Source organism: Stutzerimonas sp. VN223-3, assembly GCF_045999685.1.
Lineage (GTDB): Bacteria > Pseudomonadota > Gammaproteobacteria > Pseudomonadales > Pseudomonadaceae > Stutzerimonas > Stutzerimonas stutzeri_AR.
Map to the genome: position 1 here is coordinate 90,225 of NZ_RBEC01000003.1, position 16,794 is coordinate 107,018.

17 protein-coding genes and 1 pseudogene are annotated in these 16,794 nt (G+C 60.0%); 14 read left to right on the forward strand and 4 right to left on the reverse strand.

The features are described from left to right. Positions 1 to 210 precede the first annotated feature (210 nt). Positions 211 to 1,299 (forward strand): polysaccharide biosynthesis/export family protein, encoded by a 1,089-nt coding sequence (locus D7241_RS16210; RefSeq protein WP_408102406.1) that lies wholly within the window; start codon positions 211 to 213, stop codon positions 1,297 to 1,299. A 207-nt stretch (positions 1,300 to 1,506) separates the two neighbouring features. Here the strand turns inward: D7241_RS16210 and D7241_RS16215 are convergent, their stop codons facing one another. Then, entirely contained in the window at positions 1,507 to 1,683 is a 177-nt protein-coding gene (locus D7241_RS16215; protein ID WP_255978348.1) for a hypothetical protein, read from the reverse strand. Between the two features lie 253 nt (positions 1,684 to 1,936). On the opposite strand from D7241_RS16215, the gene D7241_RS16220 reads away from it, so the two are divergent. From D7241_RS16220 to D7241_RS16235, 4 genes are read left to right on the forward strand one after another with little or no spacing between them, the layout of a single operon-like run. After that, positions 1,937 to 2,260, forward strand: a complete 324-nt coding sequence (locus tag D7241_RS16220) for a TonB-dependent receptor domain-containing protein (protein ID WP_408102407.1) — start codon at positions 1,937 to 1,939, stop codon at positions 2,258 to 2,260. A gap of 25 nt (positions 2,261 to 2,285) precedes the next feature. After that, the gene (locus tag D7241_RS16225; RefSeq protein WP_408102408.1) at positions 2,286 to 2,582 is read left to right on the forward strand and encodes a DUF3649 domain-containing protein; all 297 of its coding nucleotides are present in this window, start codon (positions 2,286 to 2,288) and stop codon (positions 2,580 to 2,582) included. Continuing rightward, a complete protein-coding gene (locus tag D7241_RS16230) occupies positions 2,579 to 4,105 on the forward strand; it encodes a PepSY-associated TM helix domain-containing protein (RefSeq protein WP_408102409.1) in 1,527 nt (508 codons plus the stop codon). Before D7241_RS16225 ends, D7241_RS16230 begins: the two co-directional genes overlap by 4 nt. Next, positions 4,102 to 4,428: a DUF3325 domain-containing protein gene (locus tag D7241_RS16235; RefSeq protein WP_408102410.1), complete on the forward strand. Its 327-nt coding sequence runs from the start codon at positions 4,102 to 4,104 to the stop codon at positions 4,426 to 4,428. The genes D7241_RS16230 and D7241_RS16235 overlap by 4 nt, the downstream gene beginning before the upstream one ends. Before the next feature lie 228 nt (positions 4,429 to 4,656). On the opposite strand, the pseudogene D7241_RS16240 reads toward D7241_RS16235, so the two are convergent. Next, positions 4,657 to 4,757 (reverse strand): annotated as a pseudogene (locus D7241_RS16240) (general stress protein); the annotation flags it as partial. A gap of 11 nt (positions 4,758 to 4,768) precedes the next feature. Next, positions 4,769 to 5,032, reverse strand: a complete 264-nt coding sequence (locus D7241_RS16245) for a DUF1652 domain-containing protein (RefSeq protein WP_408102411.1) — start codon at positions 5,030 to 5,032, stop codon at positions 4,769 to 4,771. A gap of 404 nt (positions 5,033 to 5,436) precedes the next feature. On the opposite strand from D7241_RS16245, the gene D7241_RS16250 reads away from it, so the two are divergent. The 9 genes from D7241_RS16250 to D7241_RS16290 all read left to right on the forward strand — a co-directional run bounded on the left by D7241_RS16250 (position 5,437) and on the right by D7241_RS16290 (position 14,468). Continuing rightward, positions 5,437 to 5,886, forward strand: a complete 450-nt coding sequence (locus D7241_RS16250) for a hypothetical protein (RefSeq protein WP_408102412.1) — start codon at positions 5,437 to 5,439, stop codon at positions 5,884 to 5,886. Positions 5,887 to 5,898: 12 nt separating this feature from the next. Continuing rightward, positions 5,899 to 6,348 carry a DUF421 domain-containing protein gene (locus D7241_RS16255; protein ID WP_255978362.1) on the forward strand — a complete coding sequence of 150 codons (450 nt, stop codon included), beginning with the start codon at positions 5,899 to 5,901 and terminating at the stop codon, positions 6,346 to 6,348. Between the two features lie 235 nt (positions 6,349 to 6,583). Next, positions 6,584 to 7,360 carry a PP2C family protein-serine/threonine phosphatase gene (locus tag D7241_RS16260; protein WP_408102943.1) on the forward strand — a complete coding sequence of 259 codons (777 nt, stop codon included), beginning with the start codon at positions 6,584 to 6,586 and terminating at the stop codon, positions 7,358 to 7,360. A gap of 17 nt (positions 7,361 to 7,377) precedes the next feature. Then, positions 7,378 to 8,928, forward strand: a complete 1,551-nt coding sequence (locus D7241_RS16265) for a protein kinase domain-containing protein (RefSeq protein ID WP_408102413.1) — start codon at positions 7,378 to 7,380, stop codon at positions 8,926 to 8,928. A gap of 61 nt (positions 8,929 to 8,989) precedes the next feature. Then, complete coding sequence (locus D7241_RS16270; protein ID WP_408102414.1) at positions 8,990 to 9,844, forward strand: FHA domain-containing protein; 855 nt, start codon at positions 8,990 to 8,992, stop codon at positions 9,842 to 9,844. 219 nt (positions 9,845 to 10,063) lie between these two features. Beyond that, complete coding sequence (locus D7241_RS16275) at positions 10,064 to 10,822, forward strand: siderophore ferric iron reductase (RefSeq protein WP_408102415.1); 759 nt, start codon at positions 10,064 to 10,066, stop codon at positions 10,820 to 10,822. Then, positions 10,816 to 11,583, forward strand: coding sequence for an ABC transporter ATP-binding protein (locus tag D7241_RS16280; RefSeq protein WP_408102416.1), 768 nt, complete (start codon positions 10,816 to 10,818; stop codon positions 11,581 to 11,583). The genes D7241_RS16275 and D7241_RS16280 overlap by 7 nt, the downstream gene beginning before the upstream one ends. Further along, a complete protein-coding gene (gene fhuB, locus D7241_RS16285; protein WP_408102417.1) occupies positions 11,584 to 13,596 on the forward strand; it encodes a Fe(3+)-hydroxamate ABC transporter permease FhuB in 2,013 nt (670 codons plus the stop codon). Then, positions 13,593 to 14,468: an ABC transporter substrate-binding protein gene (locus tag D7241_RS16290; RefSeq protein WP_408102418.1), complete on the forward strand. Its 876-nt coding sequence runs from the start codon at positions 13,593 to 13,595 to the stop codon at positions 14,466 to 14,468. The genes fhuB and D7241_RS16290 overlap by 4 nt, the downstream gene beginning before the upstream one ends. Positions 14,469 to 14,511: 43 nt before the next feature. Here the strand turns inward: D7241_RS16290 and D7241_RS16295 are convergent, their stop codons facing one another. Next, positions 14,512 to 16,728, reverse strand: coding sequence for a TonB-dependent siderophore receptor (locus tag D7241_RS16295; protein ID WP_408102419.1), 2,217 nt, complete (start codon positions 16,726 to 16,728; stop codon positions 14,512 to 14,514). Between the last annotated feature and the right edge of the window lie 66 nt (positions 16,729 to 16,794).

Genomic DNA, 16,794 nt, shown 5'->3' on the forward strand with positions numbered 1-16,794 from the left:
CAGGTCTCACCCTTAGTGAGCCGAGGACAGCTCCTCGACAAGCTTGCGGTAGCGACACAGGAGAAGCAGATATTGAGTTCGTTTTTATACGCTTTCACAGATGTCATTGTCGGTTGGCGATAGACGATTCAATTTCCGCTCATTCCTTTAGTAAAAGTGATCCAGCCGTTTCACTTTGTAAAAACAACTATTCCGTCAAGGATGAAGATCATGAAACCATTATTTGCTCTCGCTTTTTCTTCTGCACTGGCGCTCCAGGGATGTGTGTTTTCGCCTGGCCAATATCTTGATCCGGATGAATTCAAGAATGGCGCGGAAGCGGAGAACGGCACCGTACAGCTGATCCGCATCACCCCCGACATGCTCAAGGGCGAGCTGTCTTCCGATATGGGCACTTCCAGCAAGCAGGAATTGCTTGATTACAAGCCCGAGGCGTATCGCGTTGGTCCCAACGATCTGCTTTTTATCACCGTTTGGGATCACCCTGAACTGACCGCGCCGTCCGGAGCGCAGCAACAGCTCGACGCCAATGGCCGTCTTGTCCGTCCTGATGGCACCCTCTTCTACCCCTATATCGGCAATGTCAACGCCGCGGGTCGCACCATCGAAGAATTGCGCGCTGAGATCGCACGCCGCCTCGCCAACTACATCGATAGCCCGCAAGTAGACGTCAGCCTGCTTCGCTACGGTAGCCAGCGCGTCGTGTTATCAGGCGCATTCAATACTGCGGGCGAAGTACCAGTAACCACCGCACCGATGACTATCGTCCAGGCCATTGGTCAGGCCGGCGTCGATACCGAAACCGCTGACCTTTCCAGCCTGATGCTCAAGCGGGACGGTCGTGAATACATGCTGAACCTCGACGATCTGAACCGCCCGGATTCCTGGCTGCATCAGGTTTACCTGAAGGACGGCGACCAGCTGCACCTGCCGTACAACGATCAGAAGAAGATCTACGTGCTGGGCGAAGTCACGGAGCCGCAGGCGCTCAGCTTCAAGGCATCGAACTTCAACCTGATGGACGCGATCGGTACTGCTGGCGGTATTCGCCAGGAAACGGCGGATGGCGAAGCGGTGTATGTGATCCGCGGTGCCGAAAGCATCGCGACCGAGCAGGCCAAGGTTTTCCAGCTTGATGCCAAATCCCCAACCGCCTTCGCCCTGGCCAAGAGCTTTCCGCTCCAACCGCAGGACGTAGTGTTCGTTGGTCCAGCCGGCATCACTCGCTGGAACCGTTTCATCAGCCAGCTGCTGCCGTCCGCTTCGGTTGTCGGCACAGGTGCAGCTTTCAGCCGTTAATGACGCTATAGAGATCAGGACGAACGACCTGGTCTCGCTAAACCGCGGTCAGCCTTCGGGCGGCTGCGGTTTTTTTTTGCATATAACAATCATCGAGCCTGGAAGCGAATGATAAGCCTGCCAAACCGTGGGGGCCGCTACACATTCCGGCTTCGGTCTCAGCCACCGGCAAACAAAGCCCCGTTTAACTCCGGGGCTTTTAGCTGGCTACTCGGTTGGAATAGTCGGGTCGTCTTCGAACATGTCGATGTCCTCATCCGTGACTTCCGTCTCATCGGGATCGGACATCGGAGCATCGTTGATGCTTGCACCATCAGGATCCCCAGGCAGAGGCGCATCCGCGCCAGAATCGTTTGCCGCCTGCAGCCGAGCTGGAAAATCCATGGTTTCACCTCGCATGCTTCACCTCGCAGTGAGGCCCCCAATGGCCTCTTCAGGTTCGAGCTACAAAGCCTCGATTGGTGCAAAGCCGCCAGTCGGAACAGCAAAGCACAGCGGCAGGAATGAAGTTCTCTCTCATCTGCACGGCTGGTGGAGCGTGATCAGATAACCGGGTTTATCTGAATTCATAGTTACAAATACAACGTATTCGCATTAATATCCGCATCCCTAACAATAAATGGACTTGGAGATACCCATGTTCCGCCCCCTGGCGACAATTCCAGAAGACATGGTCTCGCTCTGGTCGCAGCATCGCTTCGAACTGTTCGGTATCCCTGGCTTCAGTGCGGGCGCAGGCGTGCGCTACGTCGGCGCAAGCTGGGGCGGTACCGACACGCTTAAAACACCCTCAACTACTCTCTTCGACGCCATGCTCGGCTACCGCTATCAGGACCGGACATTCATGCTCAACGCCACCAACCTGGAAGACGAGTCCTACTACACCACCTGCCTGTCGCGTGGCGATTGCTTCCTCGGCAGCCGCCGCACGGTAGCCGGCACTGCAAGCTACAGCTTCTGATGGGCCGGCACGGGAGACAAGACCGATGAATACATTTGTATCTTCCCGCCGCGCCAGCCTGGCTGGGCGCATCTCGGCGGCCCTCCTAGGCGGCTATGCATTGGCCTATGGTTTCACGGCGTTCTTTTCCGTGTACCTACCGATGTCCAGGCCGGATCGAGTGGTAACCGCCAGCTTGCTGTGCTTCGCGGTCTGGGTAGCCGCGGCGATTTATGCGTTCGCGGCCCGCAGCGCCATGCGCGCCTGGGTGTTGTTTGCGGGGCTGGCCGCGGTTTTCTGCCTGGCGGCCTATCTCCCTGTCGAATGGAGGAGCCGGCCATGACCCTGCGTCAGTCGATGGCGGGACTGCATACCTGGGGCGGACTGCTGCCTAGTTGGCTGTTGTTCGTGATTATTTTCGCCGGCACGCTCGCCTGTTTCGATAAGGAGATCGAACGCTGGATGCGCCCTGCCCTGCACACCCCGACGGCGACGGCAATCACAGCCGATCACGTCAATGCCTGGGTCCAGGCGAATGTTCACGAACCGCTGCACGCCTATTGGTTGCACGGCCCGACCGAGCGTGAACCTTATTGGAAGCTAGGCTGGGAGGAAGATGCATCCGGAGCCCGCGGCCGCGTCGCATTCGATCCCCGCAGCGGCGAGCCGATACCCGAAACAGTGGGCGGCGAATTCTTTTTTACGCTGCACTACAACCTGCAAGCCGGTTCGATCGGCATGTACATCGTTGGCTTGGCCGGCATGTTCATGCTGGTGGCATTAGTATCGGGAATTATCATTCATCGAAGAATCTTCAAGGACTTCTTTACCCTGCGCCCGCAAGCCAACGGCCAGCGCGCCTGGCTCGATGCCCATAACCTGTTCGGCGTCATTGGCCTACCGTTCCATTTGATACTTGCCTACACCGGCGTGGCGGTGTTCGTTGCGTCCTACATGCCCGCCGGCGCGCTGGTGGCGTATGGAGGTGATCCACTCGCCTTCTTCGAAGAGGTACAAGGCGGCTACCACCGTAATGAACTACACCAGCCCGCTGGGAAAATGGTTCCGTTGAACGAACTGATCACCAATGCGCGTCAGCACTGGGGAAATGGTGAGCCCGGCTGGATTATCGTCGAGCATCCGGCAGATGCGTCCGCAGTGGTCAGCGTCTATCGCCGCGATCCGTCGCGCATCGGCTCGCCGCAGGATACGTTGAATTACGACGCGACCACCGGCGAGCTCCTCCACCAACAGCAGGCACCGGCCGGCCATCGAGCTTATACATGGCTGATCGGACTGCATATGGCGCAGTTCGGTGGGCAAATCGTGCGGGTGCTGTACGGGCTGTTAGGGCTGGCGGGCTGCGCCATGCTGATTGCCGGCACCGGCCTATGGCTGCGTAAGCGAGAGGGGCGCCAGATTCGAGGGCTGAACGTCGTCCGGGCGCTCAACGGTGCGGTCTTCTTCGGCTTACCAATCGCCTCCCTCGTATTGCTCTGGGCGAATCGTCTATTGCCCGATGCAATGACCGCGCGTGGTTCCGCCGAGGCCTGGTGCTTCTCGCTGACTTGGCTAGCCGTGGCTGTCGTCGCCTATCTTGGGCGCCGGCATTCGCTTAGATTGTCGCGACAGATGTTGGCTCTGCTGGCGGCACTTGCGCTGGGTTTACCGTTGCTCAATGGCCTGACCGCACCGGAGGGACATCTGCTGGCGAGCCTCGCCCGCGGCGATCTGATGCTAGCTGGAGTTGATATGGTGTTGTTGATGGTGGGTGCGCTGTGCGCTTGGAGCTCGCTTCGTCGCCGGCACGGGCGAAACCCCGCACGAATGCGCTCGGTGACTCCAGAGCAGGAGCTGACACGATGACCACGCTGGCTTTCGCCCTGGCCTATCTGGGAATGTTGATGCTCTGCCTTGCAATGACGCGGCATCACCGCGTGCTTTTCAATACCGCCCCGACACCCAATCGGCAGAACTGGCTGCGTGTGTTGGCGATGGGACCGTTGCTCGGCTCATTCCTCCTGGATTCGAAATCGTTAGGGATATCGATCGGTCTGGTCGTCTGCTTCGGACAACTGATGTTCGCTGGGCTGGTGGTTAGCCTGACACTCGCATGGCGGGAACGCTGGGTGATGCCCCTTGGTGGCCTGTTCAGCGTTGTCGGCGTATTAGCTGCTATTAGCGGCTAGGTGCGGCATGAGCCGCTGAGCGTAATCGGCTACCGCGTTCAGCCAAAGAGGCGGTATACGTCAGTTCTGCTACGAGGCCGAGCGCAACGCAGCGTCGAATTGCCACGTTTAAATCACAATGCACCGCATTGCAGTACCGGTTCAATTTTTCGTCCAGCTAGTCTCGAATGCACTCAGCGAAGAGAACCCGCAAATAAGCGGGCTCTCCATTCGTGCGGCTAAGCGACGCTATGAGTTGCGGCCACCGCCATGATTGTTTGGCCACCTTTTCTTGCTGGCTCGGATGCTTTTTCGCGGCCATTGGCAAAATTACCGCCGCTTTTCTGGCCTGAAAGACCCTCTAAGCTTTTAGTTTCTTATGCCTTTGGCTGACTTCTTTCGCGGATAGTGCTTGCCTCAATTCAAGCGCCATTTGCGCAACGCCTCTTATTGAAGCTAAGCGCTTAGCTTCAATGTCACTTATTGAGTATCTGGTTACATCTGAAACGTCAAATATCCTTATCGCAACCTTACCGGCCTCGTCTCTTTTGCATGAGCATCGCAAGGGCGCAAAGGATGCTTCGAGTATTCGGCAGGCATCTTCAAACTTCAACGCATCGCTCATAAAATTCTCCATCGCTTTATTATTATCTGAATTGGCATTTCTTATATAAACGCTGTTTCATCCGAGGTTCGGTCGAAGATCCGCGGTCCTGCCCCTCAGCGACAGTGAAGCCGAACTCTATGAAAATTTCCACGTCCAGCAGCCGGCTCGTCATCAAAAACGATAGCGTCGCTCACCAATTAATATTGGGTTAGCAGAGCAATACGTAAAGGTCATGCGGGTTTTAGGCTTGGTCAGCCGTAAAGCAGCGTAACGGTAGCCAATGCTTTACGAAGCTTCCATAGGGCTGAACTTCGTCTCGTCTCACATGCTCTACCGACAATAATCAACTACCGAGCCAAACAATGATTAGCCAAAACGATGACTTGAGCAGTAGGAGCTTCCCTGTCCAGGAAGATATGCCTTTGCAGGTCAAGCTGTGGCGGGTCGAACGTATTGGCTGGTGCCTGCTTTTTCTGGTCGTGCTCGTGGCATTGCTGGGCTTGTTCGGAACAGGCCCGTTGAGCAAGACGGAAGCCGTCTCGTCCAATGGAGAGCTGAGGGTTCAATACGATCGATTCGATCGGAACGGCGCGTCCAACGAGATGGTCGTGAAAGCGAAAGCGGATGAACAAGGAAAGGTCTGGCTCATTATCGACGGCGCGCTACTTCAGCGCTTTACAGTCGAAGGCATACAACCAGAACCAGCCAATGCAGGGGGGTTCGGTGACGGAATGAGACTTGAGCTCAAACCTGATTCCGAAGGCCGGGCAACCGCCTATTTCGCGTTGCGCGCGACGGGGATAGGTCCCGTGAAAACAAGCATCCGCTCTGGTGACCAGAGCGTCGAGGTTGGCCAGTTCATCTATCCATAAAGGGTCGGCAAAATGGATTCAGTCCTTCGTGCTGCAGTGATATATCTGGCCCTTCTCGTCATTTTTCGAATCGCCGGTCGGCGTACACTTTCTGAAATCACAACATTCGATTTCGTGCTGCTTCTTGTTATTGGCGAAGCGACGCAGCAGGCCTTGCTGGGCGATGACTTCTCCGTGACCAATGCCATCGTGGTCATAGTCTCGCTGGTTGTAATGGACATAATATTGTCTTTAATCAAGCGCCGTTCACCCCGGATCGCCAAAGTAATGGATGGCAATCCCATCATCATTGTTCAGGATGGCGAAGTACTGAAAAGGCGGATCGAGAAGGCGCGCCTTGATGAGTCCGATATTCTAGAGGCAGCTCGTAACTCGCATGGACTTACACGCCTCGACCAAATCAAGTTCGCGATTTTAGAGAAAAATGGTCGAATATCGATTATTCCCACGGGAGACAGCTGACTTTAGGAGAAACGGTTTTCGTAGCTTGCAAATCAATGCTGCAACAAAGCTGAGTGAACGCTTACCTACCGGATCATACGAGCGCCCTCCCTTCGCAGCAGCACCAAGAGGCCGATTGGTTAACAGTTTGCCGTATCGCTGGCGTGCAAGCGGTGACAGTGGCGTATGCCCGAAGCATCATGCTGGGCATGACTTTCCGATAGTTGTGCCGCAGGAACAAGGAACTGGCCTTCGCATGCTTCGTATCGTATCTGCCTCGTTGCTGGACTTCGCCGGGCTTACCTCGCCTGGCAGGACGCGCGACCATAATGAAGACGCCCTCCTCTGCTGCCCGGCACTTGGTCTTTGGGCGGTGGCCGACGGTATGGGAGGCCACCAGTACGGCGAAATCGCCAGCACCCTGGCTTTGCAGGTCTTGGAACAGGCAGTGGCCGGAGGTGACTCGCTGGAGGCGGCTGTTCATGTTGCCAACCGCGCCGTGCTCGAAGCCGCAGCGCAAGACGGCATGGGTACGACAATCGTCGCAGCGCACTTTAATGGCACCAGCTTTGAGCTCGCCTGGGTCGGCGACAGCCGCGCCTATCGTGTCACCGCAGACGATATCGTGCCGCTGAGCCGCGACCACAGCTGGGTGCAGGCGATGGTCGATGCCGGTGAGCTGGACCCCACCGATGCACAAAACCACCGCTGGAAAAACATCATTTTGCAGTGTCTGGGTCGCGACGAGGCCCTTGCGGTCGGCGCTGCGAGCGGCATGCTACACGCCAACGAGCTGTTGCTGCTGTGCAGCGACGGCCTGACCAATGAGCTCACCGATACCCAGATCCATGCCCAGTGCACCGCCGCCGATACGCTCGAAGCCATGGTCGAGCAACTGATCGAGCAAGCGAACGCTAAAGGTGGGCGCGACAATATCTCCTGCATCGTGCTCGGACATGCGATGTCGTCGTCAGCGGTCGAATCGCGTGGCCGGCGGCTCCTCAACAAGCTTTTTAAACCTCTTAAGTCGTAGAAGTAGAGCCGAAATTCATGACGGAACGGATGCTAGCGGTACCCGGCTATCGGCTGCACAAGCGCTTGGGCAAAGGCGGGATGGCCGAAGTCTATCTGGCGACCCAGCTATCGCTGGACCGGGAGGTAGCGCTCAAAGTGCTGCTGCACACTGAGGACGAAGCCTTCACCGAACGTTTCATCCAGGAAGGACACATTGTCGCCTCACTGCGCCATCCCGCGATCATAACCATCCACGACATCGACCAGATCGCCGACGGTCGCCATTACCTGGCGATGGAATACCTCGGTGGCGGCGACTTGGCGCAGTACCGCGGCACCGTACTGTCGCCGTCGCGCGCACTGGACATCGTCCGCCAACTGGCTGGTGGCTTGGCAGTGGTACACGACAGCGGACTGGTTCACCGCGACGTGAAACCCGCCAATATCCTCTTTCGCGACGACGGCAGCGTAGTGCTCACCGATTTCGGTGTGGCCAAGGCAGTCGAGCTGGATAATGAACTCACCCACTTCGGCATTGCCGTCGGCAGCCCGGCTTACAGCAGCCCAGAGCAGGCGCGCTGCGAGCCGCTCGATGCACGTAGCGACATCTACAGCCTCGGTGTAATCCTTGCCGAGACGCTCACCGGCACCAACCCGTTTCGCGCTGCCAGCTATCCGCAGACCGTCCTCAACCATGTGCAGATGCCGCCACCGCAACTGCCGCCGGCACTGGCCTCTTATCAATCGCTGCTTGAGCGCATGCTAGCCAAGCAGTCGAACGCTCGCTTCGCCAACTGCCGTGAACTGCTGGCCGCCATAGATACCCTCACCGAGCCGGATATGGACCTGACCCGCATCGCGCCGGCCATGACGATTAACCGACCGGCCAAGCGGCGCGTTCACGGTGGACATGCACGCCGCTGGGTAGCCGCAGTTGCAGTGCTGCTATTGACGGTCGCGATGGGCGTCGGTGGTTTTCAGTGGTATCGGCACAGCCAGGTCAGCGACTACCTGGTCCGCGCTGAGCAGCGGCTGGCCAACGGCAAACTGCTGACGCCCGCGTTTGATAACGCCGACTACTACTTCCGCGAGGCCTTGCGCCTGGATGCTGACAATGCCCAGGCCCTCGACGGTTTGAAACGAATCCTCGAGGCGCGCATCGCCGAGTATCTGGAACTGGCAGCGCAGCGCCTGGCCAATGACCAGTTGCTCGAGCCCGCCGAGGACAGCGCCACCCACTACTACCGCCAGGTGATCGGCTGGGCGCCGGACAATACATCTGCGCGTGAAGGCCTGCACCAGGTCGCCCGGCGTTATATCGACCTCAGCGAAACGGCATACAGTGCTCGCAACTATGCCCAGGCGCTCGAATATATCCAGCAGGGGCTCGAAGCCGATCCGGGCAACGACACGCTGGTCGCGCTGCGTGACGGCCATCCGCAACGGGTCGCCAAAGCGCGCGCGACTCAACTGGCGGCACGAGCTCCCGCCCCGCGTTCATCGAACAGCGCACGGGTTTCAAGTCAACCTCCCCAGGCGCCGAACAATCCGATCAAGCGTCTGTGGAATCGAATATTCAAGCAGTGACCCAAGGCGCGGGCGTAACCCGCAAGCCGAAGAAGCCTTTCAGTGCAAGGTAAATGTAAAGATGCTCAGAATTCACTTCGTTGACAATCGTCAGGCCCCCGTCTGGCTCGCTGATGAACGCTTCACCTTCGGTGCGGCCCCTGGCAACGACCTTGTGCTCGACGACACGGGCATCGGCGCCTTTCACGCGGAGCTATACCAAGAGAACCGCTTCTATTACTTGACCGACCTTGGCACGCCAGGCGGCACCTACGTCAACGAAGAGAAAATTGGCGAGCGCTACCAGGTCCGCTCCGGCGACCTTGTGCGCCTGGGCACACTGGAACTGCAGATCGTCGACCCGGCCAAAGCCGGTGTCAAAGCAGGTGCAGCACCGCGCTGGCTGCTGCAAGTGGTGCAGGGCGAAAACCAGGGCCACAAGTACCACGTCACCGGATCGATGACTTTTGGCCGTTCGGCCAAGTGCGAGCTCTGCTTCAGTGATCCGGAATTGTCGCGCCGGCACGCGGAGTTCTATCTCAAAGGCGACATCCTCGAGGTGAAGGATCTAGCTTCGGCCAATGGCTTGAAAGTGAATCATCAGGCGGTCACAACCACCGTGCTGCAACCCGGCGACCAGATACAACTGGGCAGCACCACGCTGTTAGTCATTGGGCCAAAAGTCGCCGTGCCGGAAACGATCGACGAAGATGCCACTTTGTTCATACGCGCCGCCGACCTGCCTGTCGCCGTCAAAGCAAAACCTGCCACACCTCGACCGGCCACTCCAAACCCGCTACGTGCCACCGCTACGCCCGGCGCTAGCGCCAAAGCGGCGCCGCCGATTGCCACCGAAAGGCCCTCCTTGCGCCTGGGTCTGCTCGTCGGCCTCGTAATTGCCATCGTTGCCGGCTTCGTTGTCCAACAGCTGCCGTAGCCGCAAAGTCGGCGCGTGAAAAGCAGAGTGAGGTATCAACGGGACGGCAGCCCTATTGACTTTATCCAAAGGCGCTGGCCGATCTTCGTAACTGCGATAGCGTGAATCAACATCAGCGCAGATTTGAATCATTCTCAATTACAGGCGTAAACTGATCGTGTCTTCAATGATCGGCTCGGCGGCCATACGCTGCCAGTCGGCGCTGTCGGGTTCGACACGATGCCCCAGAACTGCCACGACCTCATCGAACTTCTACATGTCGCTGCCAGAGCGCTCCCCGGGCTAACGGGCGAGGTCGGGCCGGCGAGCAGTGATCAGCTACAGTGCGGCAGCGCTGGCAATCAGGCGCGGGTAGCCGCTCTTCATGCCCACTGGCAACACGCCCATCCAGAGGCTGGCGCCCATTACTGGTCGGCACGCAGTTGGTCGCTGCTGGTCTGGCAACCAATCTATCTCAGCCTGCTTGCGGTTCATCTTTGTGCTCGGGCGCCGTCTCTGGCGCAGATGGGACAATCGATGCGCGATGGCTCCGTTTGCGGTTTTCGCCTGCCGGAACACCGCCCATGCCGTGGCGCCCAATCCGATCTGATCGCCTGTGCCGCCAATCATCTGCGCCGGTTCGTCGACGACCAGCTCGTTGAATTCAACGAGGTGTCCTCGATCCACCCAAAAATGGCGAAATTGCTGGTCGCCGATTGCTTGCGCGCAGCGTTGTTGCTGGTGCAGCCGCGCGCATCGGTGACCAACGAGGCCTTGCACGAGATCGAGGCGCGCTGGCTGGAGGCCATGGCCTTGCCTGGTGGTGGCTCGCTGGTCGAGATATGCCTCAGCGATAGTCGCCAATGCCTGGCACTCGGTCGCAAGGTTTGCTGCCAACACTTTCGTCGTGCCGATGGCGAGCCCTGCAGCAGTTGCCCGAAACTCAAGCCGGAAGAGCGGACACGGCGCCTGCGCGAAGAGCTGATCGTCGCATGCTGAACCTGCACGACATCCAGGTACGCCGCGATGGCCGAATAATCCTGGCGCTAGATCACCTGCAGCTCGCCGAAGGCCAGTTCACGGTCATCCTTGGACACAACGGATCGGGCAAGTCGACGCTGATGAACCTCATCGCGCGCCAATTCACACCCGATACAGGGCGTATAGACCTGGAAGGCAAGCCGCTCGGAGCTTACAGCCAACGTGAATTCGCCCGGCGTGTCGCCTTCCTGCCGCAACACCTGCCGGAGGTGGCCGGTTTAACCGTTCGCGAACTGGTTCGCCTGGGACGTTTTCCCTGGCGAGGGTTGCTCGGGCGCTGGCAGGCTGAGGACAGCCAGGTGATTGAGCGAGCGCTGCGGCAGACTGACATCGCACACCTTGCCGATCACCTGGCCGACAGCCTGTCCGGCGGCGAGCGGCAGCGGGCCTGGATCGCGATGCTGCTGGCTCAGGAATCACCACTCTTGCTGCTCGACGAGCCAACCTCGGCCCTGGATCTCGCGCACCAGTACCAGCTGATGGCGCTGTTGCGCGAGCTCAATCGGGAAACCGGCCGCGGCATCATCGCAATCCTGCACGACGTCAATCTGGCGACGCGCTATGCCGATCGCATCGTCGCGCTGAAAGGGGGACGGCTGTTCTTTGACGGCACCGCCGAGCAACTGCTGTCCGGCGATCGCCTCAGTGCGCTGTACGAGATCGATATCGAGCTGATCGATCAGCCCGGCCAGGGGCGCAAGATTGCCGTGGTGAGCTGAGTGGAAATATCACTGGCCCGCACCATTCCTGCCTGGGCGCAGCTGGGCCGGACCCAGGCGCGCTACTTGCTGACATTGTTGGCGCTGCTGGCGGTGGTTGCATTGCACCTGAACCTCGGTATGACCCAGTGGCCGCTTAATCGCTGGACCTTGCTGCCGCCCGTTGGCGATGGTTTCGCCGCCTTGGAATTTCATCTATCGGTACTGCCGCGGTTGGTCATGGCCTTGCTGGTAGGGGCAGCCATGGGACTCGCCGGCAGTGTGCTGCAACAGTTGACGCAGAATCGCCTGGCCTCCCCGATGACTCTTGGTGCGGCCTCCGGCGCCTGGCTTGGTTTGACCGGCGCTACGCTGCTGTTCCCCGCCTTCGCTGCCAGCCATGGCGAGTGGGCGGCGCTCGTCGGTGCCCTGGGAGCGGTCGGCCTCGCACTGCTGATTGCCGGTCGTCACGGCATTGCAGGTCTGCCGGTGATCCTCGCCGGCATGGCGCTGAATCTGCTACTGGGCGCGCTCGCCACCGGCATCCTGCTGGTCCACAACCAGCAAACGCGGGGTCTGTTCATCTGGGGCGCTGGCGATCTGGGCCAGATCGACTGGCAATGGGTGGCCTGGCTGTGGCCGAAACTGCTGGTCGGGCTGTTGATCGTCGCCCTCGCCCCGCGCCCGCTCACCCTGCTCCAACTCGGCAGTACAGGCGCGCAGGCGCGTGGTCTGACGTTGGGGCCGGTGATGCTGGCGCTGTTCGTCGCCTCGCTCTGGTTGACCGCCGCATCAATTACTGCGGTGGGCCTGATCGGCTTCATCGGCCTGATCACTCCTAATCTTGCCCGCCTGTGCGGGGCGAGAACCTCGCGCGATGAGCTGCTCTACAGCACGTTGCTGGGCATGTTGCTGTTATTGGGTGCCGATGTGCTGGCGCTGCTGGTGAATCGCTGGACTGCCGAGCTGATCCCGAGCGGCGCGGCAGCGGCGCTCATCGGCGCGCCGGCCCTTCTATGGTTGTCACGCAGGCAGCTCTCGGCTGAAGACCGACATGCCTTGGCGCTGCCGCCCGGCGCCGTGCGCCTGACACCACGACGCGGCTGGGTATTGGGGCTGGCGGCCGTCGTGATCGTCCTGGCCAGCCTGTGCCTGAATCGTGGCCCCGACGGCTGGGTTCTGGGCTGGCCCTCCGCCCTAGTCTGGTCGTTGCGCTGGCCGAGGATGCTCACAGCAGTGACAGCAGGCTGCGGGCTTGCGGTCGCCGGAATGATGCTGCAACGCCTGCTGCGTAACCCGCTGGCCAGCCCCGACATTCTTGGCCTGACGGCAGGCGCGACGCTCGCGGTCATGGTGGCGCTGATGATGTTTGGTAGCGCGCTGTTCTGGCTGATCGCGCCGCTGGCCGCCTTCGTCGGTAGCCTGCTTGTCCTCATACTGCTGTTGTTGCTCGGACGACGTCACCGCTATTCCCCGGCGGTCATGGTGCTGGTTGGGGTCTCGCTGGCGGCGTTGCTTAATACCGCCTTGCAGATCGGCCTGACTCGCGGCTCGGCGGATGCCCTGGCACTGCTCGGCTGGCTGGCCGGATCGACCTACCGGGTCTCGGCCTGGCAAGCGTTGATGATGAGCCTGGGGATCGCAATACTGGCCGGCTTGAGCCTGTTGTTCCATCGAGCGCTGACGCTGATCTCGATCGGTGACGGGGTCGCACTCAGTCGCGGCCTCGACGTCTCAGTCACCCGTGTGGCGCTCTTGTTGCTAGTGTCGCTGCTATGCGCGCTTGTAACCAGCCTGCTAGGGCCGGTCGCCTTCCTCGGTCTGCTGGCGCCGCATATGGCGGCAATGCTGGGTGCGCGCCGGGTTCTGCCGCAGGTGCTGCTCTCGGCCATACTCGGCGCCATGCTGATGCTGGTCGCCGATTGGCTAGGCCGCACGCTCATGTTCCCCCTGGAAATTCCGGTGGGCATCGTCGCCTCGGTGGTGTGCGGCAGCTATTTCATCTTTTTGCTGACACGGCAGCGTTCGTCGTGAAGTTGTTTCGCCGCGCTCTATTGACGCTGATCTTCCTGCTCGGCGGCCTGCCTACCGCTCAGGCGGCAGAACCACGTATCGCGGCGCTGAGCTGGGAGCCGGTAGAGCACCTGCTCAAGCTTGGCGTCGAGCCGGTCGCGGTGGCCGATGCCGACGATTACCGCGCCTGGGTGGTGCGACCGAAACTGCCCGCCTCGGCGATTGGCGTCGGAACGCGCACCGAGCCAAACCTGGAGCTGCTGGCGCAGCTGAATCTGGATCTGATTCTGATCACGCCGCTGCTCGAAGACTTGCGCCCCAAACTTGAGCGCATCGCGCCGGTGGTGTCGTTCGGGGACTTCACTCAGGAGCGCGACAACCTTGTGATGCAGCGGGAAAACTACCTGGAGCTCGCGCATCTTCTGGGCCGCACAGCCCGTGCACAGGCGCAGCTGGCAGAGATGGAGGCGCATATTGCCGAGATGCGTGGGCGACTGCTCGCACATTTCGGTGGCGAACTGCCCGACCTGTCGGTCGTCCGGTTCTCCTCGCCGACGACCGTCCTCATATTCGGCCCGAACTCCATGCCGCAGCATGCGATGCAGCTGCTCGGGCTGCGTTCCGCCCACCCGGTACCCGTCAGTCGCTGGGGCAACATACAGATGCCGGTGGCCGTGCTGGGCGAGATCGAGGATGGGGCGGTTTTGCACATCGAGCCCTTTCCCCGTCAGGACCGTCTGTTCGGTAGCCGATTATGGCAAGCGATGCCCTTCGTCCGGCAGCAACGCTTCGCCGACATGCGGTCGACCTGGACCCACGGCGGCGTGTTCTGCGTCGAGTACCTGGCTGAGTCCATCACCGAGGCGCTGCTCAGCCTACCCTCCTCCAGCTGAGAGGAGGCCCGTCCACACTTGCAAACGGTGGACGGGCGACCCGTCAGTACTTCCAGCTTAGCGTCACGGTCGCATTGCGCGGCGCGGCGTAATAGGACTGTTCCCAATAGAGGCTGGTCAGGTACTTCTTGTCGAACAGGTTGTTGACGTTGAGCGCGACATTGAAGTGCCGGTCGATGTCGTAGCTGGCCACGGCGTTGACCACCGCGTAGGCATCCTGGCGGCTGACGATCGTCTCACCGGCAGCGGTGGTGCCCTGCTCGCGGAAAATGTCGTCCTGCCAGATCATGCTGCCGCCAACCTTCAGGCCCTGCACTTGTGGCACTTGGTAGGTGGTGCTCAGGAAAAGGAAGTTACGAGGCGTGTAAGTGCGCGCTTTGCGCCCCTCGGCATCCTCAAGAGAAAACAAGTGCGTCAGGCCAGAACTGATCTCCCAATTGGGCGTCAGCTGTCCGGCAATGCTCAACTCGTAGCCCTTGGAGATCGTATCCACCGGGACGTAGTAGGAAACGCCTACCGAAGAATCGAAGCCCCCATATTCAGGCGTGTTCTCCTGTTCCGTTCGGAATACCGCGAAGCTTGCGTTCAAGCGTCCGTCGAACCACTCGCCCTTCACGCCGCCCTCGACGCTGTCGCCCTCGATCGGATCCAGCAGTTGCAGGGACGAGCCGACCAGATACTGCGGACTGAAGATCTGCGTATAGCTGGCATAAGTCGAGTAGTGATCGTTGAAGTCGTATGTGGCGCCGACATAGGGTGTGGTCTTCGATTCGCTGAACTCGTGCGGATCGCTGAGCTGATAGCCGTCGCTGTCCAGTCGGGTATGGCTGGCGCCAGCAATCAGCTTGAGCCGGTCGGTCACGCTGAAATGCCCGGCGCTATAAACGCTGCGGCGATAAGTGGTGTAGTCGCTTTCGCTGGTCAGGCCGTTGTCGAACGCTGGGCGTGGGAAGTCGCCGTCGAACACGCCAACTGGCGGCAGGGGAACACCGAAAGCATCGTCGTACGAAGTCCAGCGGGTGTTGCTGCGTGACCAGTTAGCGCCAACCACTACCTCATGCGTGCGCCCGAACAGTGCGAACGGGCCCTTGAGATAGGCGTCGCCAAGGAGCTGGCGCTCCATGCGATCGTACTTGGAAGCGTAGGTCGTCAGGCCCAGCCCGGTCTGCGCATCGGGCACGCCGGTGGCGAGGAACTGCTCGGCGTCGCCACTGATTTCGCGGTAGTTAAGCGACACCTTGCTCTGCCAGCCGCCACCCCACCAGGTGTTCAGTTCGGCGAAGACCTGCTTGTCGTCGGTATCCCAGTAAGCCCAGTCCGGTGCGCTGCTATGCGAGCGACTGTAGTCGATCTCCCCTCCTTCGCTGTCATACAGAGACAGCGCGCCCCACATGATTCCATCCGCCCGGTTGCGCTGCTCGGAGTAACCGATGATGGCCGTGTTGTTGGCGTTCAGGTCCGCCTCGAGCATGCCGGAAAACACCGTCTTGTTCAGCGAATAGCGGTCCAGGTAGGAATTACCATCCTGCTTCGCCACCAGTGCCCGGCCCCGCACGTTGCCGGCATCATTCAGCGGCCCGGAGACGTCCAGCTCGGCGCGGCCGGTGTCCCACGAACCGTAGCTGAGCGACGTTTCGGCCTGGAAATCGCGTGTCGGTCGCTTGCGCACGAAGTTGATGGTCGCCGCCGGGTTGCCCGGATTGGCGGTCAGGCCATTGGCGCCCTTGAGTACCTCTACGTGGTCGTACAGAAAGGTGTCGATATCGCCCATCTGCTCTTGAGAGGTGAACGGCTGCCCCAGGCCATCGATCTGGAAGTTGGACACGTCGAAGCCGCGCACCGAGTAGTACGTACGGTCGGTCTCCACACGCTGAACGTTCACCCCGCCAGCCTGTAGCAAGTCGGTGGTGCTGTTGAGGTTGAAATCATCGATTTGCTGCCGCGTTACCGTGACCGATGTTTGAGGGGTCTCGCGTGGAGACAGGTCGAGCTTGGTTGCGGTGCTGGTGGCGCCGATGGTGTAGGAGTCGCCCTGCTCGGTAACGCGAGGAACCGCTTCGCGCTCGGCGGTGATGTCCACCGGCTCGAGTACCAACTGGTCATTTTCATTGATTTGCGTGCGCTCGGCGGCCAGCGCCAGCGGCGCCGTCAGCCAGGCAACAGGCGCGAGGCAGAGGGCCAAAGTCAACGTGGAAAAAGAGGGTGATACCGGGCGCGCGTTTCGGTGGCGCACCGGCGCAATGCCGTGAGTGTCGTTCATTGGATTGACGTCTTGTTGTTAATAAAGGGGGTCGGTTGAGGTCAGCGATCGAAAAGACTCAGTTCA